Source organism: Streptomyces sp. B8-7, from assembly GCF_058833805.1.
In genome coordinates this window covers 184,798-205,161 of record NZ_JBYRRL010000004.1, presented here as the reverse complement: position 1 = coordinate 205,161, position 20,364 = coordinate 184,798, and the positions used below count along the sequence as shown (strand labels likewise).

Here is a 20,364-nt window from a genome sequence, read left to right as displayed (position 1 = left end):
TAAGCCCGGCCGGAGCGGTCGGAGGGGTGGCGTAGGCGCTACGCCGTGAGCGTCTGACGGTCGGCGGCGCCGCAGGTGCACGAGCAGGTGCACCCGCTCGTGGCCTTGATGGGAGCCGTGGGCCGAGCTGCGTGCTCGATTGCCGAGCGAACCGCACGCGGGGCGCGGGGAACGAGCTTGACGACCGCCGCCGCTGCCGCGTGGGCGAGGTCGTCGAGGACGGACTGGTAGATGTCCCGGGTGATGCGGGAATCGCTGTGCCCGAGGGTCTCCGAGACGACTTTGATGTCCACGCCTGCGGCGAGCATGAGCGTCGCGGCACCGTGGCGCAGGTCGTGGAGTCGGATGGGCGGAAGGTCGGCCTCGGCGATCAGGCGATCGAACAGGTCGGAGATCCTGCCCGGGTGGAGCAGGGAGCCGTCCTCTTCGGTGAAGATGCGGCCGGTGTCCTTCCATGCGTCACCCCACTTGCGCCTCTCCTCCTCCTGAGCGATCCGGCGTCGCTCGATGAGTTCGACCGTCTCGTCGTCCAACGCGACGGAGCGGATCCCGCTGTTGGTCTTGGGCAGCCCTTCGAGGACCTGCCAGCCGTCTTGGACGAGCTGGGTGGCGATCTCCAGCGAGCGGATCTTCTTCGAGTAGTCGACCCAGCGGGGTCCGCACCCCTCCCCTCGGCGTAGGCCACGGAAGGCGATCATTCGCCACATACCCTCCAGCCGGTCCCCGAAGACGTGGTCGAGGAACGTGCCGGTCTGCTCCGGCGTCCAGACCATCACGGGGCTGGGCTTCTCGCCGGTGGCCCGCCAGCGGGCGACGCGCTCGTCGGTCCACACGAGAGCCTTCGGCTTGGTGCCGGGTTCCAGCTCGACGTGCTCGGCCGGGTTGTAGTTGGGGATGATCCGCTGTGCGATTGCCGTGTTGAGGGCCGCGCGCAGAGTGGCCTTGATGTGGTGCTGGGTGTTGACGCTGGTCACCCGGCGGAAGGGCGGCATCTGGTCGATGGCCGCCTTCAGCCACTTGCGGCGAGCCCGGTTCTCCACGCCCTTCCACGGGATGGCGTTCAACTCATCAAGCGCTGCACGCCGTTGGGCGTTCTGCTCTTGGATCTCGATGTTTGCCTCGTTGATGGCGTCGAACATCCGATCCAGGTGAGGCACGTTGAGCTTGTCGAGGCGTATCTCACCCAGGTGCGGCTTGAGGTGAACGCGCACGTCCACGTCGTACCGCTTGTAGCCGCTGACCCTCAGGCGCTTCTTGCCTCCGAGCCAGAGGTCGAGCCACTCGGCGAGGGTCATCTTGGGGTTGAGTGCCTGCCCGGCCGCCAAGCGCCGCCGGGTCTCGTCGTAGTCCGGCAGCGGCTCCTTGTTCTTGGCGCAGGTCTCCAGCATGTCGCTGACCGCGAGATGGCCGGCGGGGTCGTCCGCGTCGGGGACGGCGAGCAGTGCGCGGACCTTGCTCAGTTCCTTGGTGGCCTCGGTGGAGGACTCGAAGCCGCTGCGGCGGAACTCTCGGCGCGTGCCGTCGGGACGGTTGGTCAGTTCGTGACGTATGGACCAGGTGCCATGGCGCCGGTTCGTGAGCTTGGGGCATGACTTGCCGTAGTTCTTGCCGGTCTCGGGGTTGCGGCAGGAGCAGCGGCGCGTGACGGTGCCGCCGGACGTGGTGGGGCTCGGCAACGCTAGTCCTCGGGATTGTCGACGAACGTGAGGTCGGTGGGGAGAGCGGGGGGAATCAGTCCGCGCTGCCGCATCGTGTTGCGGAACTCACGCAGTTCTCTGCAGTCGTCGAAGGCGAGATGTTCATACGAGGCTGCGGTTTCCAGGAGGGCGTCGCGGCGGGCGGCGTCGAGGGTGATGCTGGCCTTCCGGCGCCGTTCCTTCGCGAGCCGGGTGGACGCCAGGGCGGTGGTCACCGCGTCACTGTGGGCGCGGTAGGTGTCGAGTACGTCCCGGGCGGACCCTTCGGGGGCGGGCTTGTCGAGAGGCGTCTCGCCGGTGAACCAGGAGACCGCTTCCCACGGCGGAACCTCCCTGCCGGGGAGCACGGTCACCGAGGTGTCGGTGCCCAGAGGAAACAGCAGACTGATCGGGGGCACCTGGTAGACCTCGGCCAAGACGAGGAACTCGGTCAGGTCGATCGAGCTGCGGCGGCCGGTCTCCAGGTTCGTGATCGTCGTCTTCGGGACCGCGAGGCCCAGGGAGGCGCACGCCTCAGCGGCCTCCGCCACGGTGAGGCCGGCGGCCTTACGGGCCCGGCGCATCTGCGCGGCGACGCGGGCTGTGAAGCTCGGGGACCAATCGGTGTTCGTCATAGATGCAACTTACGTCGTCAAAATATGTGGCCGCAACATCCGTGATACTCGTTCTGCTGTCAGAACAACTTTTACAGATGGGATGCGTCATGGCTGCGTGCAAGGCTGTCAGGGGAATGGCTCGCGAGGAACTGCTCGCTCTGCCTGTCGCCGTCGACCTCGACACGGCGAACAAGGCGCTGACGATCGGCCGCAGTACGGGATACGCGCTGGCGAAGCGGGGCGAGTACCCGGTCACGGTCCTCAAGCTCGGCAACGCGTACCGCGTGGTCACGGCGGACCTGCATCGCGTGCTGGGCATCACCGTGGGGGGTGGGGCAGGACTCGCGGCATGAGCCGGGCGCATCGGGCTTCTGACAGTGCGCCTCGCCGAGGACCACCTGACCGCGCGACCTCCGCCGGGCCCTCACCGCCCTCAACTCAGGGCCCGCCCCGCCAGACGATCAGGACCGCAGACTCCGCCCGCAACCTGCCTGAGCACGCCCATGGAGCGTCACGCTGGGTGCACCACCAGGAGCTCCTTTCCTGCGAGGAACTGACCCGCCGCTGAACCGCTACGCTCCCAGAATGACCACCGAATCAGCCTGGGAGCCTGCGCCCGTGTCCGAGGTGGCCGACATGTTCCGCCGGGCCGAAACCCCCTGGTGGATCGCGGGCGGACACGCCATCGAACTCGCCGTCGGGCACGCGCCATCCGCGAGCACGACGACATCGACGTCCTGGTCCTGCGCGATGACCAGCTCGCCGTACAGCACGTACTTGCTGGATGGGAGTGGTGGGCTGCCGACCCGCCCGGGACCCTGCGCCCCTGGCAGCCCGACGAGTACCTGCATATGGGCATCCACGACATCTGGTGCCGCCCCGGACCTGGAACGCCGTGGCGCATCCAGATCATGCTGGACGAAGCGCAAGACGGCCTGTGGGTGTCCCGCCGCGACACCGCCGTGCACCGCCCCGTGGCAGAACTCGGAGCCATCGGCGCGGGCGGCATCCCCTACGTGACCCCCGAAGTCCTGCTCTACTACAAGGCCAAGAAGCCCCGCCCCAAGGACGAGACAGATCTCTCCGCAGTCCTTCCGTTCCTCGCGCCGGCACAGAGGATCTGGCTCGCCACAGCCATCCTCGAAACGTACGGGGCACACCCGTGGGTCGACCGGCTCGACGTGCCGGAACAGTATTGGCGGCCGCCGCAGAGAGACCTCCTGGATGAACTTCCCTACGACTGGGAGCAGCGGTGATGAGGCCCGGCCCGCTTGCTCGTGTAGACGCGTAAGAAGGTAGAGCCCGCCGCTGTTGGGCGGCGGGCCCCACCGAGCGGACGTACCGCGATGAGGCGAAGGGGGCGGGCGGCTACCTGTCCGTAGGCTCGACGTAGGTGCTGTCGAACCAGTCGATGAACTCGCGCACGGTGCCGATCTTCGAGATCCGGGCGTGCAGGGCCCGCTGGTCGTGGCCGATGACGAACCAGCCGCTGGCCACCAGTTCTCCGCAGCCGCAGTAGCAGGTGCGGGCGCCGTGGGGGGAGTCGAAGTAGGTGATCGGGTTGCGGGTCGTCTCGACGGGGGTGGGCTTGCCGACGTAGGCGTCGTAGACCTCGTCGCCCGGCGTGAGGTACCTGCCCTCGATCGCCTTGCGCCCTCCGGCCACGGGAACGAGGCTGTCGATCTCGATGGCCATGCGGACCTCGCCCTCGTGGGAGAGCAGGGCGTAGCGCTCCTTCTCGGCGCGTTCGCCGAGGACCCAGCAGCCACGGTTGGCGTGGAAGAGGGCGTCGTCGTTCATGACCGGGTCGAAGCCGACGACGTTGCGGCCGAGCTGGTCCTCCTGCGGGTTGACGTACCGCCTCGAACCAAGGGTGATGTGAATCATGAACTGCCCCCAATAGGTGAATACCCAGGGCTCCCCGCCCTGCGGACTATCGAGATCCTGGCACGAAGACCCGATACCTTCAACCCCCGGGATGCCAGCTCTTCAAGTAGATCGAGTGGTGCGGACTTCAGGCGCCACGAGTCGCGTGGTACGGGCTTGGTATTGCCTCGTCCACCTTTCGCCGTGGTGTCGGCATGCCCGCCAGTCGGCTCCACGAGGACCGCCTCCTCCACGAGGCCGAGCCACAGGCGGCGCGCTACCTTCAGGTCAGCAGGCCCCTGCGGTTCAGTGCGTTCATGAGCTCGGTGCGTGCCTCGAGGAAGTCGTCGCGTGCCCCAGACAGGTCGGCCATAGTCTGCTTGTACCGCTCGGGATCGGTCCGCTTCCACTCCGGCGGAACCTCGACATACACCGGCGGGTTGCGGCCGTCTTCTGGGGTGAACATCCCCTCAAGCTCGGTGTGCAGCCGACCAAGGCTCTCTTTGAACGCGGAGTGCGCGCACGCCAGTTCATGGTCGAGGAAGTCGACATCGTCGAACAGGAGATCGTCCAAAGCCTTATCGATGGCCTGCGTGACCTCCACGCTCACCCGGCGCATCGGGCCTTGGCTTTGCATGAACCGAAGCCAGGGCGCATCGAAGGGCATCGCGACGAGGATCCGCTGCGCCTTGGCGCGGTCTGGGACGGCCTCTGGGGACTTCTCCAGGGCACCCAGTGCGCTGCTGTCGTCGGCTGAGGGAGATCCGATGGCCATCCATCCGGCGGAAAGTCGGCGGTGGGCTTCCGGGCCGCTCCAGAACACCGTCCGGTCTCCGCGCCGCACGGGGATGGCGAGGCCACTGACTGACTTCTCGTCCTTGCCGGTGGGCGCGGGGATCACGAACGGCCGCGAGGCGGCGGGCTGGGCCGGGATGTCGATGCTCAGCACCCCCTTACCTTCGCTGCGGTCGATCCAGGTCAGCTCAAGGTCCTGGACCTGGGGGAAGACCCGTTCATCGATCAGCTTGCGATAGGTGTCGGTGTTGACCAGCGCCCGCGGTACCGGGGTGACCTCGGAGATGGTCTCTACCGCGTTGGCGGTCCTCGTTTTGAAACCGATGATGAGCAGCCCACCGGTGGGGGTGTTGGCGAAGGCGGCTACGTCCTTGACAAGCTCTTCCTTGTGATGAGCCCCCTTGTCGAGCATGTACGGCCCGGACTTGACGTCCACCCAGCCGCACTCTTCGAGGCCAATCAGTGCTTCAAGGTCACCGGCGCTGAGCGCCTTGCGTACGTCGTCGATGTTCACCAGGCCCAGCATGTATGGCGCGGTCGGCGACGTAAACGCTTCAGTCCGCGCAGAGTCCCCGCAGTACCGTGCGCGGGGCATCCCCCGTCGTCGGCATTCCCCATGGCACCCCAGGACCTGTGTGAATCCCGACGCCGACGCAGTCTCCCACCGCGCCGGCGTTCCGCGCGATTCGGATTTCCGAAAAGAACGGCGCCGACCCGGACGGGTGGGTCGGCGCCGGGTCTGAGTCTCAGGCGTCGATGCGGGCGACCTTGCGGCCCACCTTGAGGTAGAGCTCGGCACCGTCGAGTGCCCCGACCTCGCTCACGACCGCGCTGAGCGCCTGCTGTACGGAAGCCTCCGTGAGCTGCGTGGTCTGCTGCTCTCCGTCCGACTCGAGGATGAGGCGGAGGCCGTTCTGCTGGGCCACGCGGCGCACGGCGGAGATGCTGGGAGCGAAGTCCAGCGTGTTGCTGATCAGCGCCCCGAGCGTGTCCTCGGCGTGGTCCTTCAGGGAGACGACGGGGAGGTTCTGGGTGTCCCCGAAGGAGCGCTTGGAGAAGCGCGCAGTGAACTCCGCGCGGGCGGCGGCAGCGGCGTCCAGGCCGTGGAGAGCGGCCACCACCTCGCCGGCGAGGATCCGCTTGATCGCCATCGGGTGCGCGGTTCCCTCCTCCAGGCGCTTGGTGACCACGCGGATCTCGTCGTCCGTCCACTCGGTGAGCAGCTGGAGGTACGGCTCGGTGAGGTGGTCGGGGATGGACATCAGCCGGCCGTAGACGTCATCGGGCGATGCCGTCAGGCCCACGTAGTTGCCCTTGCTCTTACTCATCTTGGTGCCCGAGCCGTCGGTGCCCTCGATGAGCGGGGTGGTGATGACAACCTCGGGGGCTTGGTCCGAGATCTCCATGACCTTGCGGCACATCTGGAGGTTCAGCAGCTGGTCCACGCCGCCGAGCTCCACGTCGGCGTCGATGGCTACCGAGTCCCACGCCATGACGACGGAGTAGACGAACTCGGCGACGGACAGCCCGTGGCCCTCGGCGAGCCGGGTCCGGAAGTCCTCGCGCTGGAGCGACATGGAGACCGGCACCCGGGCGAGGACCCCGACGAGTTCCGGCAGGGTGACCTTGTTCAGCCACTCGCCGTTGAAGCGCAGGTCGGCCCGCTCGAAGTCGATGAACGGCGTGACCTGCTGCTGGTAGCCGCTCAGGTTGCGGGCGATGTCCTCGTCGGTGAGGGCCGGCCGCTCCGAGGAGCGGCCCGACGGGTCGCCGATCTTGGCTGTGACGTCGCCGATGATGAACACGACGTGGTGGCCCATCCGCTGGAAACGGCTGGCGATGATGATCGGCACCGCATGGCCGAGGTGGACGTCGGGCGAGGTCGGGTCGATGCCGTACTTGACGACGAACGGCCGTCCCGCCGCCTGCGCGGCCTCGATCTTCTCGGCGAGCACCGCTGCCGAGGGGATCAGGTGGTTCGTGCGCTCCTCGACCAGGGCGGCCTGCTCCTGGGGGGAGAGGTCGGAGAGGTCGAGGGAGCGCCGCGCTGTTGTCTCGCCGAGCAGCTGCGCGGCCGTATAGTCCGCGCCCAGGTCCGCTCCATCGAGGATGTGCATGACACGGGTGACGGACTCACTCAAACGGCTCATGGCGCCTATACGCTCCTGCGTCGGACAACTGGGCTGATCAGCATGGGATTTGAAGCGGCGATTCTATTGATCAGAAACCTCATTCGCACCCTTGTTACGGCGCCGTCGGGGGTAGGAGTGCGCGGATAGCCCCCGGGGTTAGGCCGACTCGACGGCCTTGCCTACGGCACGGCTGACGCGATCACGGAGCGCGTCAGCGGAGACATATGAGAGTGCCTCATCCAGCGAACCGAGTGCGGAGGTGAACTGGCTCTCTTGCTGGCGCAGATGGGCGTCAAGGAACGAGACGACGGCACCCGTGGCGCCGCTGCGGGCCTGCCGCGCGTAGAGCACGGTGAGGGAGAAGGCCCAGCACGCGTGCAGGAAGCCGTAGACGGGGCGAGGAGTTCCCCGCCAGGGGGAGAAGAAGGTGACGTCGGCGGGAAGGCCCACGTCATGCGCGGCCAAGGCGCCGTTGAGCCAGTTGTGGGCGGCCTCGTGGATCAGGTCGCGGGCCAGGACCTCGGGGTGGGCGGTGTAGTCGGTGAAGACGGTGCCAGGCAGGCGGGTCAGGGCCCAGCTGTGGAGGGTCTCGTCCAGTCGGCGGCGGTTGAGCAGGCACATGACGGGGGCGTGCTGAGTGAGCAGCGTCCCGAAGCCGTGCTCGGTGGCGGAGGCGAGCGCGGCGCGCACGAGCGCTTGGGCTTCGAGCGTGGCCTGGCTGGTGTCAGGTCGGACGAGGTAGTAGGCAGTTTCGGAGATCTCCGAGCGGAGCAGAGCCTCGGGAAGCGGGTTGAGCAGGATGTGCGGGCCGACGGCCAGATGGGTCAGGTCGCGCGTCGTCGTCTTCCGGTACCAACCGAGGAGGTCCGCGTCCCGGTTGTGCGCGGCGTGTTCGGCGCCTTCGAGCAGGTGGTGGGCGACGGCGTAGTCGAGGGCGGACGAGCCGAGGCGGTTGCCGAGCACGGAGGCGATACGGCTGGTCCGGAGGTGCTGGTGGCCGGCGATGCCGTCGAGGGTGACCAGGGCTTCCGGGGAGAGGGTGCTCATCTGGACTCCAGGTGTGGACCGGGGCCGGACCGGCTGGGTCCGGCCCCGGTAGCGGGTCAGGCGGTGGTGGGCTCGGTGGCGTCGGGCTCCACCGTGGCGGCGAGCCAGGTCTCGGTGGCCGCGTTGGAGGTGTGCGCGGTCGTGCGCACCGTGTCGCTGTCACGCAGGGACGCGACCGCCTCCAGGAACTCGTCGAACGTCTTGTCGTCTGCCACTGCTCGCTCTCTCCTCTGATCGGGGCCGTGGTTGGCGGTGACGGGCGGGAGTGACGGCGGACCACGGGGTCCGGTCATGGCGGGTTGCCTCCTTACTCGGAGACGAAGAGCGTGAGGAACTTGCGCACACGGCCGGTGCGGACGGGCTCCGTGCCGTGGACGAGCTGGCTGCCGAAGACCACGAGCGTTCCGGGAGCCGACGCCACGCTCCATCGCGTGCGGGGCATGGTGTGAAACCAGGACGAGGACATATCCGTCCCGTCATGTACGAAGCGCATCCCCGGGGCGTAGCCCGACTCCGCCGGCGCCCCTTCGGTGGACCAAGCGGCGTCGCTGCCCGTGGTCTCGACGTAGAACGCGCCGCCGGTGTCCTGCAAGTCCGTGAGCGTGACTGTCGCGGCGGCGATCTGGCGGGGCCAGCCGCAAGGATCGGGGGCGATGCCGTCGGCGTGTGGGGTGATGTACTGGCCGGCGCCGTACTCGAGGTAGATCCAGGGTCGGTGGCCGGTGACCGACGGCAGTGTGCGGGTGATGGTGGCCATGTGGTGCTTCAGGGCCTGGTCGAGGAGGGCGGTCGCCTCGTGCGGGATCTCGGTCATCTCGATCCGGCCGGCCGGTTCGTAGACCTCCTGCGCCTGGGCGGGGGAGTGGCCGGGGATCTCGTGGATGGTGGTGTGGCGGGCCGCGCCGTATCGGTCGCGACCGAGGGAGCCGAGCGTGTCGTCCATGACGCGATTGAGGCGCTCGATCTCGCTCGGCGTGAGGAAGCCCTCCACGGTACGGATGGACAGCGTCTCGGCGATGTGGATCACTGCCTGCCTCCGTCGGTGGGACCAGCGTCGGCCATGCAGCCACAGGGAGTGGACGGCGGAGAGTCGGGCGTCTCGGTCAGGGCCTCAGTGAGCACGTGCACCGCCTGGCCGAGGTCCCGGAAGTACTCGGCGGGGGTGGTTCCGGCAGCGGGTATGACATGGAGGTCGAGCGTCGGAGAGACCCGGCCGCTGGTGCGACACGTGAGTTCGCTGCGACCGATGACCAACGAGCAAGCCCCGGACAGGGAGGATTCGGCGCGGGCAGCGGCACGGCACAGGCGCGCTGCCGTTCGTGCGTACTCGGCGCGGTCGCGCGGCAGGATGCCGACCGAGAGGAAGCGGGGCTCGGCTCCGACGCCGTCATAGGAGTGGCCCTGGCAGCTGTCGTAGGTGACCGTGCCCCAGCCAGCGGTGAGCACGTCGACGACGGGGCGGACGCCGGGCTCGATGCCCTCGTGCCACTGGGGATGGTGCGGGTCGAGATCGTCTGCCTCGTGAACGCCGGGGAGGCCGACGGTGTTGATGTTGCCGTGGGCGCTGACCTGAAGGCGCGCCGGCGGGCGGGGCGTCGCCGGGTCGTCCCACCGGGCCAGGAACGCCGCGACATGGCGCATGTCGTTGGGGCGGACGGGACGCCAGCGCAGCCGGGAGCAGGGGGCACCAGTCTGGTGGTCCGGCTGAGCGAGCAGGGCGGCGACGCCGTCGATCAGACGCTTGCGGTGGTCGCAGTACGCGTCTTCGTCGCCTGCGGCGGCGAAGCGGAGGCGGACCGCCGGGCAGCCCGCGCCGCAGGTGTCGCGGTAGTCGCAGGTCGTGCACTCCGTGACCAGGGAGCGTGCCTGCCGGAGCAGGGGAGAGCTGCCCTGGGCGCCGGCCACGTCCGCCTCAGCGTGTACGTCACCGAGCGCGGCGAGGCCGGCCTGCGGCCAGGGCAGTTCGTCGCAGCTTCCCAGGCGGTCATCGGGATAAAGGGTGAGGACGTGGTCGCACTTCAAGTCGGAGAAGTGACAGGAACGGGTTTGTAGACCTCTCAGACGACGGATGACGGAGACGACGGGCTCCAGCTTGACGCGGCGGAACAGGCCGTCGGCGACCCAGTGGTGGGCGGCCTCCAGCACGAAGTCGGCGTACTGACGAGGCGTGACGGCCCAGGCCGGGCCGGTGGGGCCGATGGCCCGTCGCTGGAGTGCCCGGCTGGTCGGCGCACGGGATCCGACCACCGCGGTCGACCGGGTGATCGCCGCGTCGAAGCACGGCACCAGGCTGACCGTCGTCACAGCGGGAAAGGAGGCGAGGTGCTCCATGACCTCGGAGGCCCGGCCCAGGACGTACGGGGTGACGGCACAGATGACGCCGACGCGACGCTCCCGACGGCCGAGGAGTTCCAGGGCTTCGATCACTCGGGGGTACGTGGGGCGGCCGTCGTATCCGACGCGCCACGAGTTCCCGAGCGCGTCACCGTCGAGGGAGAGGCCGATCTCTAGCTCCGGGCAGTGCCGCTCGAACAGGTCCAGCCAGGTGTCGTCGAGCTGGAGGCCGTTGGTCTGGAGGCTCACGCGGATGACGTTCGGCTGTGCTGCGAGCGCGTCCAGGATCTCCGCGATCCGTTCCCGGCCGGCGGTCAGGGGCTCCCCGCCGTGGAGTTCGACGCTGAGCGGGCGCCCGGAGAAGATCGAACCGAGGCGATGGACCTGGGCCGCGTTGATGCGGGCGCCGCCCGGTGACTCCTTGCGCTTCTCGAAGCAGTACAGGCAGTCGATGTCGCAGGTCTCTCCCCGGAGCTTGAGGATGACGGAGACCGCCGTGTCCGGCCCGGTGCTCGACAGCGGGGCGTAGAGACTCTCCACGTCGGTGGGTGGCGTGCGGGTGACGGGCATCAGAAGGCTCCCAAGGAAGAGAGGCGCGGGCTACGCGCCATCGGCGGAGACCGCGGACAGCCACCCGAGAAGCTGTCCTCCGGTGACGGGGAGGTGCATGTCGCCGCGGCGCAGGAACCACCCGTCGGCGTACCGCTGGGGCAGCCAGCCGGCGTCGGGGGCGCCCAGATCGGGTGACTCCTGCTCCGAGCCGCCGACCGGCCAGCAGTCCAGGAGCGCTCTGGTGACGCGTCGCTGGACCGGACGGAACCATTCCCACGTCTCCGACCGGGCGACGCCGATCGACACGCGAGACGGTTCGCCCGCGAGAAGCGGCAGCCACTTGTCGCCCAGGACCGGATGTCCGGCCGCCGCGCACTCGAGGGCGGTGAGGCAGGTCTCCAGCTTCCGGCACACGACGTGGGCGGATTCGGCGAGACCGTCTTCGACGAGACCGGTCAGGTCCTCGGCGAGACTCGCCGCGACCTCGGCCTGGTCGGCGACCGCCCAGCGTCGGTAGCCCTGGCGCTCCTCGGGATCGAGCACCGGATGCCAGCCTTCGGAACTGTAGGAGAGAGCGGTACGCAGGCACATGAGGTCGTGCATCGAGGCGCGTACCCGGCGGAACGATCCGAGGTCGTCGCGGCGCACGTCGAAGGAGCGGAGCAGGTGACGGAGTTCCTCGGTCCGCTGCGGCGGCGTCGCTTGGAGGTCGACCCGGATGCCGTCCACGATGCGCGACTCCCACGTCGGAAGGGTGCCGTCCACGATTCCACGCAGGTCGATGTCGCTCGCCGCGTGGGCGAAGCCGCAGGCGAGGGCTCCCTCCAGCCAGACCTCGCGGGCCTCGCCGGACGCGAGCAGCGCCTGGGCGGCTCTGTCGGCGATCTCTCGGCGCAATCGTGCCGATGGGTTCACCGGTGGCCTCCTTCGATCAGGATCTTGTTGTCAGCGGTGATCTCCCAGAGGAGATCGATGGCCCATCGGTCGAGCGCGCCGCGCACGTCGGAGCGCTGGGCGCCGATGTGGGGCGAGGCCAGGAGGTTGAGAGGCGTGGTGGAGCCGGTGAGGAGAGGCAGGTGCTCCCGCTCGACCGGGTCGAGTGCGAGGCCCGAGAGCCTCCCGTCCGCCAGTGCCCGCAGGCAGGCGGCGAGGTCGAGGGTCTCCAGCCGACCGGCGCAGATCAGCAGAGGCCGCTGCGGAGCGACGCGTGCGAGGAAGTCCTCGCCGATGAGCTGTTCGGTCGTGGGGCGCAGGGGAAGAGCGATCACGTGTACCTGCGACTGCTCCATGAGCGCTGCCTGAGACAGCTCCCGCAGACCGGGAGGGTTCGACGGCCACGCGGCGAACGCCATACGGCCCATGAAGGGAGCGAGAGCCCAGTCGGCGGCCAGCCCCACCGGGCCCGCTCCCCAGATACCTGCGGCCAGGGTGCCGAGTGACGCTCCCATGCACGCTTGCTTCTCGTGTTGGCCGAGCAGTAGCGCGTGCTGCCCCAAGGGGATCCGCCGGGCCAGGGCGAGGGCGGCGGCGAGGACCCACTCGCCCACGGCGCCCGCGCCGGCCTCGGCGTTGCGGTGCAGCGTGATGCCACGGTGCCGGAGGGCGTCCACGTCGATGTGGTCGATGCCGGAGCCGGTCCGTACGACGTGCCGCAGGCGGGGGAGCGCGTCGAGCACCCGCTCGCCGAGACGGACGCCGGAACGCAGGACGAGAACGGCCGTGTCGGAGGGCGGAGGCGAGTCCAGGTCCGGCAACTCGTGTACGAGGACATCGGGCAGGGCGCGGCGGATCGCGCTCGCGTCCGCAGCACCGCGTAGCACCAGGACAGTGCTCATCCGAGGAACTCCGGCTTCTCGTATCGGCCGAAGGCGAGATCGCCGTCGCCGACGACGACGGTCACGGGCGAAGGCGCGCCGAAGTACACGTCACAGGCGCGCTTCACCCCCGGGAGCCCGTCCCACGCGCGTGGATTGACCGCCGTGTCCGCGTAGTCGTCGACGAGCAGCACACCTGTCGGCATCAGGCGGGTGACGCAGTGGGTGAGTCCCGTGAGGGTCGAGTCGTAGAAGTCGCCGTCCAGGTAGGCGAACGCGATCTCGTCGGGCAGCTCCTTGGGAAGGGTCTCGTCGAACCATCCCGGATGGATGACCGGCGCCGGCCTGCCCCAGGCCGCGTGCGTGGCGCGCACGTCCTTCGGGGAAGACCGGAGCTCGCCCGCCGCCAGGTGGTCCGAGTCCTCGGCGCCGGGCGCGGGCATGCCCTGGAAGGAGTCGTAGACGTGGATCTCGCGGTCGCGGTCGCCCAGCGAGTCGAGCACGCTACGGATCCAGAGGGCCATCGCGCCCCTGTAGCAACCGAGTTCAACCACGGCTCCCGGCAGACCGCGGGTGGTCAGGTCGGCGAGCTCGTCGGCGATTACGCGGAGCCGGTCGGCACAGACCGTGCCAGCGTGCTCCCGTAGCAGCCACTCCCGCAGATCCTTCAGCGTTGGATCCATGAAGGTCACCACCTGTCCACGAAGGGGTCGGCGAGCTCCCCGCTCAACGCCGCCGACAGCGGGCGGTTGATCCGGGGCAGCAGGTACACGTCTCTCAGACGTTCCAGCGGAACCCACTCGAAGCCCACCTGGATGGGGTCCGGCGGTTCCGGCATGCGCGGCTCTGCGTCGTCCACCTGCTCCGCGAGGAAGTTGAACTGAACCTTCTGTATGTCTCCGAACTCGCCCTGCCACGACTCGGGGACGTACTCGACGACGCAGAGCAGACGCCGGGCCACGACCTGCAGGCCGGTCTCCTGTGCGACCTTGCGGTTCACGGCCTGGCGCAGGTCCTCGCCGACCTGGGCCTTGCCGCCGGGGAGGTTGTAGTGGAACCCGGCCTCGTCGTCGTACGACAGCAGCAGGACGGCGCCGTGGCGCACGATCGCCGCCTTCACGGACACACTGATCCGAGGCAGTTCGGGCGTCAGAGGCACGACAGCGCCTCCGGCTCGCCGACGCGCATCAGGTCGCCGACCTCCGCGAGGGACCCCGCGACGGTGGAGCGGAAACTCCCTCCGCGCCGGAACTGACGAGCGGCGGCGCGCATACCCGCGAGGGCGGCACGGCTGAGCTGGTTCGCGTAGATGCAGAGACCGAAGCCGGCCTCGCCGAGTTCGGCGGCGCTCAGGTCGGGGAACGCCGTGGGCACGCTGACCAGCGGTACGCCGTGACTCCACGCCCGTCCGATGGCCCGTGCCTGCTCACCGGTCGAATCCTTGGAGTGGATGAGAACCGCGTCCGCTCCGGCCTCGGCGTACGCCGCTGCCCGGGCGATCGCCGTGGCCAGCTCCTCACCGGCGATCAGGGCCTCGGTGCGGGCTACGACCACGAGGCCGTCTCCGGCGAGCTTGCGTATGCGCCCCACCTGCTCGCACAGCAGGTCCCGGTCGGCGAGAGCCTGGGCTCGGTGAGCCGCGAAGCTGTTGCACTTCGGGTACGCGCTGTCCTCGACGCAGACCGCTGCGGCACCGGCGCGGAGCAGGTCGTAGGCGAACCGCTCCGCCGTGCGCACCGAACCGCCCGCGTTGTCGATGTCCACGATGATGGGCAGATCGGAGACACGGCCCAGTGAGGCGACCACGTCGGACAGGTCCCGAGGTCCGAGCACGTTGGCGTCGGGCAGTCCACAGGCTGCGGATACCTCCAGACCGCTTACCCACAGGGCGTTGAAGCCCGCCTCCGCCGCGACGCGCGCGGCGAGCGCGTTCACGGCTCCGGCAGCCAGCAGCGGGTGCTTCCGCTTGGTGTTGTTGAGGGCGTCGCGCAAGCGCACCGCCGCCGTGCCGTCAGCCATGGTTCTCGCCTCGTTCTGTGTGGGTGACGAGCGGTGGTACCAACTGCCTTTCGCGCAGCACGTCCCAGGCAGCGAGCAGCATCTCGGACCGGGGCCGGCGGGCGTCCAGACGGACCACGTCGCCGAGGAGCGGGAACTCGTCGGGCTTCGTGATCACAGCCTCGTATGTCTCGCGAACCCGGCTCTGGACGTGGTGCACGTCCCAGTCGGCCCGGACGGCGTCTCCCTGTCGGGCCTGCGCTCGGCTCATCGACGCGTCGGTCTCAAGGTCCAGGACGATGGTGAGATCGGGGGCCACCGTGAGCTGCCTGGCCAGCGTCTCGTACGTCTCCGACACCCGCATGCCGTGTTTCACGGCGAAGAAGGCCAGCTCACTGAGCAGCCACCGGTCGGCGATCACCGGCCGGACCTGCCGCTGGGGGAGAACGAGGCGTTCCAGCGTGGCCCGCTTGTCCGCGGCGATCGCGGACAGGTAGGCGTCGCGGTTCCCGGCGTTCGGCTGGTACTTGCCGGTGACGATGGCGGCGGACTGGTCGGCGGCGAGGAAGTTGGTGGTGAGCATGCACAGCGGGGTGACGCCGTAGAGCCCCTCCCAGAGCCGGAACAGGCCCTTGCGCAGGGTCGTCTTGCCGGTGCCGTCGAGTCCCTCGATGACGATGAACGGATAGCGCTGGTTCATTCGACCTGCCCCGCTCCCGTGCCGCCGGCGTACTTGGTGAAGCGTCCCCGCCAGCGGGCCGTGGTGGATACCAGGTCCACGAGCCGCAGTTCAGCCAACTCGTCGATGAGACGGGGCAGCTCAGGCTCCGCGCAGATGCCGGCTTCGATGGATCGGCAGTACGCGGCGCGGAGCGCAGGCTCGTCGGAGTTCCGCAGCGCCGCCTCCAGCACCCGCGTGGCCATGCCGTGGGCCACGGCGCGGACCGCGGTGGCCAGGGCCTGCTCATGCAGCGTGCCCGGGTGCGGCTCCAGAGTGATGTGGTGCACCCCGCGATGGCGGATGACCGTGAAGAACCCCACCCACCACGCCGCGGCGCCGCTGACGGCGGTCACGGCCTCGGACCAGTCCGCCCCGGACTGCTCGGCGAGGATGCTCTGGGCAGCGGTGTCGGCGGCGCGGTGAAGCGCCCCGCGCCGCTTCCGCGACTCCGCTCCGTGCCGCTGGGGCAGCTCCCACCAGAAGCCGAGCCCGGCGTCCTCCAGCAGGGCCATCGCGGACTCGTCGCCTGCCGGCAGCGGAGACGGGCGCTGGGCGAGCACGGAGACATCGGCGCCCGGCACGTCCGGCAGCGCCTTCTCCTCGGCGACGGCAGCCCGCCATTCGTCGAGATGGAGATGGAGCCGCTGGGTGAGCAGCCCGTCCGCCAGCGTCTGCCAGGCATGGGCCAGCGGCGGCGAACCGGGGGGCCGGGGCGGCAGGGTCAAGGAGACCACAGGTCGGATCCTCACGTCCGGGGAGTCGCGGCATGCGACTCCGGTCGGTGGTGCTCCACCACGATGGCCGCCACGAAGGCCCACGCTCATGAGTGTTTATGAGTGCCACCAGCGGAACGTGTCCGAGTGGTCGCGGAGCGAGGGAGAATGCCGACCATGGTCGACAGCGGACAGCGGCGGTGTACGCGCTGCGGTGCACTTCTCAGTCGCTTCAACGCCGGTACGAGATGTGCCTCGTGTCAGGACGGACCCGCCGCCCGACGGGCCGACCCTGCCTTCTGGCGTGACCCGACGGTCCGGCGAGCCGTGGCCGCATGGGAACTCGGAACCGTCGTCAAGCTGTTCAGGAAGCACACGGGCCTCTCCCAGGCCGGCGTGGCCCGGATGGTCAGCATCGACCAGGCCGAGGTCAGCAGACTGGAACGGGGGCTCAAACAGATCCGCGACCGACGGCAGTTCGTCCAGTGGACCGATGCGCTGGGAGTTCCGGAGGACTTGCTCGGGCTCCTGCCCACGGCCGATCCGCACATCCCGGACTCCACGGGCCGACCGGGAGTAGCGGACACCGGAGCCCGTGGGTACGCGGCGTTGCCCGAAGGGCCGGGCCAGCTTCTGTTACCCGCCGGCCGGTCCGTCTCGACGACGGCGCTCCCCGTGCTGACCCTTCCCGCGGCCTCCTTCCTCGGGGACAGCCTGAGACTCGACTCCCGCCCGGAGCTGGACGCCTGGCGCACCATGCCGATGCGCGCGCTTGTCATCGCGAACCGGACGGTGGACGGGGCGGTCCGGCAGTTCGTCACCGACGCCCGGCCGAGCGGCGTACGAGCCACCACCTCCGACCCGGTCGACATCCCCGCCGCATACGAATTGGATGACCTGACTTACGGCATCCTGTGGGCCATGTCGGGATTCGAGGCGGCGCTGCTCGGCGACGACCAGGCCCTGCACACCTCGCTGGCTTCGCTCATCCCTTCCCCAGGCTCGCCGCTCGCCTCCGAGCATGGCCTGACCGAAGTGTCCATGATGCTGATCGGCTCGGAGACCGCAGCCCGGTACATCCTGGGCCACCGTGACCACTTGGGCGACGCGCCCGTCTTCTGGACCAGGGAACAGCGCGGTGAGGAGGCCGCCACGTGGCTGTTCTTCCGTCACAAGTACCACTACCTCGAACGAATGGCCCCGCGGCGTCCGGGCGGTGTCAGTGGCCGGGGGTTCTGTGTCCCCGAGACGGCGGTAGCCTCCTCGCCTGCGTACGAGCGAGTTCTGCTCTTCCTCGCCATCGCGCTCATGGAGTCTTTCGGCATCCGCACTTGGGTGACCGACGACGGAGGGTTCGCACACACCGACGGCTTCGCCCTTTCCCCCGGGCGACGCGCCGTCATCGCCTCTTGGGTACGGACCGAGGGGGCGTCCCACCTCGCGGTCACCGCGCGGCCGGGGGCTCTGCGCACGTTCGCCGAGGTGACAGGCCACGTCAGCCACCACTCGGCCACAGCCGCCGAGCAAGCCGGACAGCGCCTCGCGGCGACGGCGGAGTACCTCGGGCTCGACGCCTCCTGGCTCGGCCGTCGGTGCGCACAACTGTCGACCGTCGGCACGGAGCGGCTCGCCCGGCCGCGCAGCCGGTTGCTGGGCCTCGAAGGGCTGGAGGCCGCCTGCCGCTTCGTGGCCGAACAGCTGGTGATCATTCCGCGTACCCGGACGGCGCCGACCCGATAGCCTGCCTGAACCACTCGCGAGGCCGCGCTCGGCGGCGTCCGGACAGGGGAGCAGGGGACATGACGGAGTCGGTCAGGAACGTGGCGGTCTTCTCCCTCGGCGGCACGATCGCCATGACCACCGATCCCACCACCGGAGGCGTCGTACCCGCGCTCTCGGCCCACGAACTCCTCGCCGCCGTACCGGCCTTGGCCACGAGCAGCATCGGCCTGAAGGTGCGGGACTTCCGACGTCTGCCCGGCGCCTCCCTGACCTTCGAGGACCTCACCGCACTGTCGGCCGCGATGGCGGCGGAGCTGGAGACCGGAGACATCGACGGCGTCGTCATCACCCAGGGAACCGACACCATCGAGGAGACGGCGTTTCTCCTCGACCTCTACCACGGCCACGAGCAGCCGGTCGTCGTCACCGGCGCGATGCGCAACCCCACCCTCCCCGGCGCCGACGGTCCGGCCAACCTCTACGCCGCTGTCCTGGCCGCAGCCGACCCTGGACTCAGGGGCGCCGGATGCCTCGTCGTCCTCGGCGACGAGATCCACTCGGCCCGGACCGTCCGCAAGTCCCACACCACCAGCCCCGCCGCCTTCACCTCACCAGCGTGCGGCCCGATCGCCCGGGTCGCGGAGAACCGGGTGCGGATGGTCGGCGGCCTGCCGTCCCGCGGACCGCTGGTCGGCGCCCCCGACCGTGAGGCGCGCGTCGGGCTCTACGTCGTCACCCTTGGCGACGACGGTGCACTGCTCGACCTGTGGGACGGCAACTGTGACGGACTCGTGGTCGCGGCCTTCGGCGTCGGCCACGTCCCGGAGCGGCTCGTCGAAGGGCTCACCAAGATCGCGTCCCGCATCCCCGTGGTCCTCGCCTCCCGCATCGGCAACGGCCCCGTCCTGTCCGACACGTACGGCTTCCCCGGCTCTGAGAAGGACCTCCTCGGCCGCGGGCTGATCGGCGCCGGAGACCTCGGCCCTTACCAGGCGCGGCTCCTGCTGCACGCCCTGCTTGCCCAGGGCGCCGACGGAGCGATGGTCCGCGAGACCTTCGCCACCGCCCCCGCCCGCTGATCCCACCCCCAACAGGAGACACCCGCACATGCGTGCTCACGAGCTGACCGTTGGCCGTACCTTCGGCGTCACCTTCGACCACGGAGAGGACTTCTTCGAGGCGCTGTCCACCTTCTGCCGGGACAACGGCGTACGGCAGGGCTACATCCCCTCGTTCATCGGCGCCTTCGCGGAGGCCGAGATCGTGGGCGCCTGTGAGAAGCTCGCGGACCCGGACGCACCGGTCTGGGCGAAGACGTACGTCACCAACGTCGAGGCGTTCGGCGCCGGCACCCTCGCCCATGACCCCGCCACCGGCCGGATACTCCCGCACATCCACGTCTCCGCCGGCCTGAAGGCCCAGTCGGCCGACGGCAGGACGAGCCACCTCCTCAGCGCCAAGGTCCAGTTCCTCAGCGAGCTGCTGGTCGTGGAGGTCACGTCGCCCACGATGACCCGGCCCCGGAACGCGGACCTCTACGACGTTCCGCTGCTCACGTTCGGCTGACGGGCAGGAGCCGGCGGAGCCACGGGTGCTCGGGCGCGATCATCTTGATCGCGTTCGCCAGCCACGTACGAGCCGGCGCGTCCAGCAGCGGCAGGGCCGCTTCGAAGTCGGTCTCGTCCTTGTCCCGGGTGGCCTTCGCCTTGTAGAAGAGCTGCACCTCGGGTGCGAGATAGGGGATCCCCGTATCGCTCGTCCGCCCGAGCCGGTCGATCGGGAGCCGGATCGCCGGGGTGCGCCGCGAGACCCACTGGGTGCCCTCGGCCTCGTCCAGCATGAGCTGTACGGACCAGGAAGCCTCCGGCGAGCGTCGGCACCAGATGTCGTGGAGTGGCGGCTGAAGGACCTCTCCGGGACGCCACGGTCGTAGCTCCCCCAGACCGGGCGGGTCCGCCACGTACAGGTCCCAGTCGGCCAGGAGATCGCGCACGAGGGCCTGGTCGCGACGGAGGACCAAGACGTCGAGATCGCCGTGCGGGCGCAGTTCACGGCCGACGGCGAGTTCGATCGCGTATCCGCCGGCGATCCACCACGGGAAGTCCGCCTTGGCGAAGACCGTGGCCACATCCTCGGGACGATCCGGTACCCAGCGCCCCAACACGTCAGCACTCACCCGCCCATACTCTCAGTGACCAGGCGGCGAAGGTGAAGTCCGGCGGCGTGTCGGCGTCCTCAGTCCGGGCGCCTGGCCGCTCGCTCATAAACGCCCATGAGTATCAGGGCCACCGGCGGCCATCGTTGAGTGCGTGACTCGCGACCGGCCTTGTGGCTGGGAGTTGAGCCACGATCCTCCCGGGTCCACATGCGCCCGAAG

The 20,364-nt window shown here is 69.4% G+C and carries 21 protein-coding genes and 1 pseudogene; 5 read left to right on the top strand and 17 right to left on the bottom strand.

The features are described 5' to 3' along the window. Positions 1–38: 38 nt before the first annotated feature. Both AC5K6T_RS20825 and AC5K6T_RS20820 read right to left on the bottom strand, forming a co-directional pair. On the bottom strand, positions 39–1,676 hold the full coding sequence (locus AC5K6T_RS20825; RefSeq protein ID WP_493211181.1) for a tyrosine-type recombinase/integrase: 1,638 nt from the start codon (positions 1,674–1,676) through the stop codon (positions 39–41). Positions 1,677–1,678: 2 nt separating this feature from the next. Beyond that, positions 1,679–2,311 carry a helix-turn-helix domain-containing protein gene (locus tag AC5K6T_RS20820; RefSeq protein ID WP_493211179.1) on the bottom strand — a complete coding sequence of 211 codons (633 nt, stop codon included), beginning with the start codon at positions 2,309–2,311 and terminating at the stop codon, positions 1,679–1,681. A gap of 116 nt (positions 2,312–2,427) precedes the next feature. Between AC5K6T_RS20820 and AC5K6T_RS20815 the strand changes: the two genes are divergently transcribed. Together AC5K6T_RS20815 and AC5K6T_RS20810 are read left to right on the top strand one after the other, a co-directional pair. Next, on the top strand, positions 2,428–2,646 hold the full coding sequence (locus tag AC5K6T_RS20815; protein WP_053611732.1) for a hypothetical protein: 219 nt from the start codon (positions 2,428–2,430) through the stop codon (positions 2,644–2,646). Between the two features lie 232 nt (positions 2,647–2,878). Beyond that, a pseudogene (locus AC5K6T_RS20810) lies at positions 2,879–3,471 on the top strand (nucleotidyltransferase domain-containing protein); the annotation flags it as partial. A 190-nt stretch (positions 3,472–3,661) separates the two neighbouring features. Here the strand turns inward: AC5K6T_RS20810 and AC5K6T_RS20805 are convergent. From AC5K6T_RS20805 to AC5K6T_RS20740, 14 genes are all read right to left on the bottom strand, one after another. Beyond that, positions 3,662–4,180 (bottom strand): hypothetical protein, encoded by a 519-nt coding sequence (locus AC5K6T_RS20805; protein ID WP_493211176.1) that lies wholly within the window; start codon positions 4,178–4,180, stop codon positions 3,662–3,664. Positions 4,181–4,442: 262 nt separating this feature from the next. Further along, the gene (locus AC5K6T_RS20800) at positions 4,443–5,468 is read right to left on the bottom strand and encodes an AlbA family DNA-binding domain-containing protein (RefSeq protein ID WP_493211175.1); all 1,026 of its coding nucleotides are present in this window, start codon (positions 5,466–5,468) and stop codon (positions 4,443–4,445) included. 232 nt (positions 5,469–5,700) lie between these two features. Further along, positions 5,701–7,104, bottom strand: a complete 1,404-nt coding sequence (gene tyrS, locus AC5K6T_RS20795) for a tyrosine--tRNA ligase (protein ID WP_493211173.1) — start codon at positions 7,102–7,104, stop codon at positions 5,701–5,703. Positions 7,105–7,242: 138 nt separating this feature from the next. Beyond that, positions 7,243–8,133, bottom strand: coding sequence for an aKG-HExxH-type peptide beta-hydroxylase (locus AC5K6T_RS20790; RefSeq protein WP_493211171.1), 891 nt, complete (start codon positions 8,131–8,133; stop codon positions 7,243–7,245). 56 nt (positions 8,134–8,189) lie between these two features. Next, a complete protein-coding gene (locus AC5K6T_RS20785; protein WP_493211169.1) occupies positions 8,190–8,348 on the bottom strand; it encodes a hypothetical protein in 159 nt (52 codons plus the stop codon). A 92-nt stretch (positions 8,349–8,440) separates the two neighbouring features. Further along, the gene (locus tag AC5K6T_RS20780) at positions 8,441–9,160 is read right to left on the bottom strand and encodes a 2OG-Fe(II) oxygenase (RefSeq protein WP_493211168.1); all 720 of its coding nucleotides are present in this window, start codon (positions 9,158–9,160) and stop codon (positions 8,441–8,443) included. Then, on the bottom strand, positions 9,157–11,037 hold the full coding sequence (locus AC5K6T_RS20775; RefSeq protein WP_493211166.1) for a radical SAM protein: 1,881 nt from the start codon (positions 11,035–11,037) through the stop codon (positions 9,157–9,159). Before AC5K6T_RS20775 ends, AC5K6T_RS20780 begins: the two co-directional genes overlap by 4 nt. 30 nt (positions 11,038–11,067) lie before the next feature. Beyond that, entirely contained in the window at positions 11,068–11,934 is an 867-nt protein-coding gene (locus AC5K6T_RS20770) for a hypothetical protein (RefSeq protein ID WP_493211164.1), read from the bottom strand. Continuing rightward, positions 11,931–12,854 (bottom strand): NAD(P)-dependent oxidoreductase, encoded by a 924-nt coding sequence (locus tag AC5K6T_RS20765; RefSeq protein WP_493211162.1) that lies wholly within the window; start codon positions 12,852–12,854, stop codon positions 11,931–11,933. Before AC5K6T_RS20765 ends, AC5K6T_RS20770 begins: the two co-directional genes overlap by 4 nt. Beyond that, positions 12,851–13,516: a TylF/MycF/NovP-related O-methyltransferase gene (locus AC5K6T_RS20760; protein ID WP_493211161.1), complete on the bottom strand. Its 666-nt coding sequence runs from the start codon at positions 13,514–13,516 to the stop codon at positions 12,851–12,853. Before AC5K6T_RS20760 ends, AC5K6T_RS20765 begins: the two co-directional genes overlap by 4 nt. A gap of 5 nt (positions 13,517–13,521) precedes the next feature. Further along, positions 13,522–13,992, bottom strand: coding sequence for an NUDIX domain-containing protein (locus AC5K6T_RS20755; protein WP_493211159.1), 471 nt, complete (start codon positions 13,990–13,992; stop codon positions 13,522–13,524). Beyond that, positions 13,983–14,852, bottom strand: coding sequence for an isocitrate lyase/phosphoenolpyruvate mutase family protein (locus AC5K6T_RS20750; protein WP_493211158.1), 870 nt, complete (start codon positions 14,850–14,852; stop codon positions 13,983–13,985). Before AC5K6T_RS20750 ends, AC5K6T_RS20755 begins: the two co-directional genes overlap by 10 nt. Then, entirely contained in the window at positions 14,845–15,531 is a 687-nt protein-coding gene (locus AC5K6T_RS20745; protein WP_493211156.1) for a dTMP kinase, read from the bottom strand. The genes AC5K6T_RS20750 and AC5K6T_RS20745 overlap by 8 nt, the downstream gene beginning before the upstream one ends. Beyond that, positions 15,528–16,286 (bottom strand): hypothetical protein, encoded by a 759-nt coding sequence (locus tag AC5K6T_RS20740; protein ID WP_493211154.1) that lies wholly within the window; start codon positions 16,284–16,286, stop codon positions 15,528–15,530. Before AC5K6T_RS20740 ends, AC5K6T_RS20745 begins: the two co-directional genes overlap by 4 nt. Before the next feature lie 306 nt (positions 16,287–16,592). Between AC5K6T_RS20740 and AC5K6T_RS20735 the strand changes: the two genes are divergently transcribed. From AC5K6T_RS20735 to AC5K6T_RS20725, 3 genes are read left to right on the top strand one after another with little or no spacing between them, the layout of a single operon-like run. Beyond that, positions 16,593–18,005: a helix-turn-helix domain-containing protein gene (locus tag AC5K6T_RS20735; protein WP_493211152.1), complete on the top strand. Its 1,413-nt coding sequence runs from the start codon at positions 16,593–16,595 to the stop codon at positions 18,003–18,005. Positions 18,006–18,064: 59 nt separating this feature from the next. After that, on the top strand, positions 18,065–19,066 hold the full coding sequence (locus AC5K6T_RS20730) for an asparaginase (RefSeq protein ID WP_493211150.1): 1,002 nt from the start codon (positions 18,065–18,067) through the stop codon (positions 19,064–19,066). 28 nt (positions 19,067–19,094) lie between these two features. Next, a complete protein-coding gene (locus AC5K6T_RS20725) occupies positions 19,095–19,553 on the top strand; it encodes a PPC domain-containing DNA-binding protein (RefSeq protein ID WP_493211148.1) in 459 nt (152 codons plus the stop codon). Here the strand turns inward: AC5K6T_RS20725 and AC5K6T_RS20720 are convergent. Next, positions 19,540–20,163 (bottom strand): nucleotidyltransferase domain-containing protein, encoded by a 624-nt coding sequence (locus tag AC5K6T_RS20720; protein ID WP_493211146.1) that lies wholly within the window; start codon positions 20,161–20,163, stop codon positions 19,540–19,542. The two genes, AC5K6T_RS20725 and AC5K6T_RS20720, sit on opposite strands and share 14 nt — an antisense overlap. Positions 20,164–20,364 lie beyond the last annotated feature (201 nt).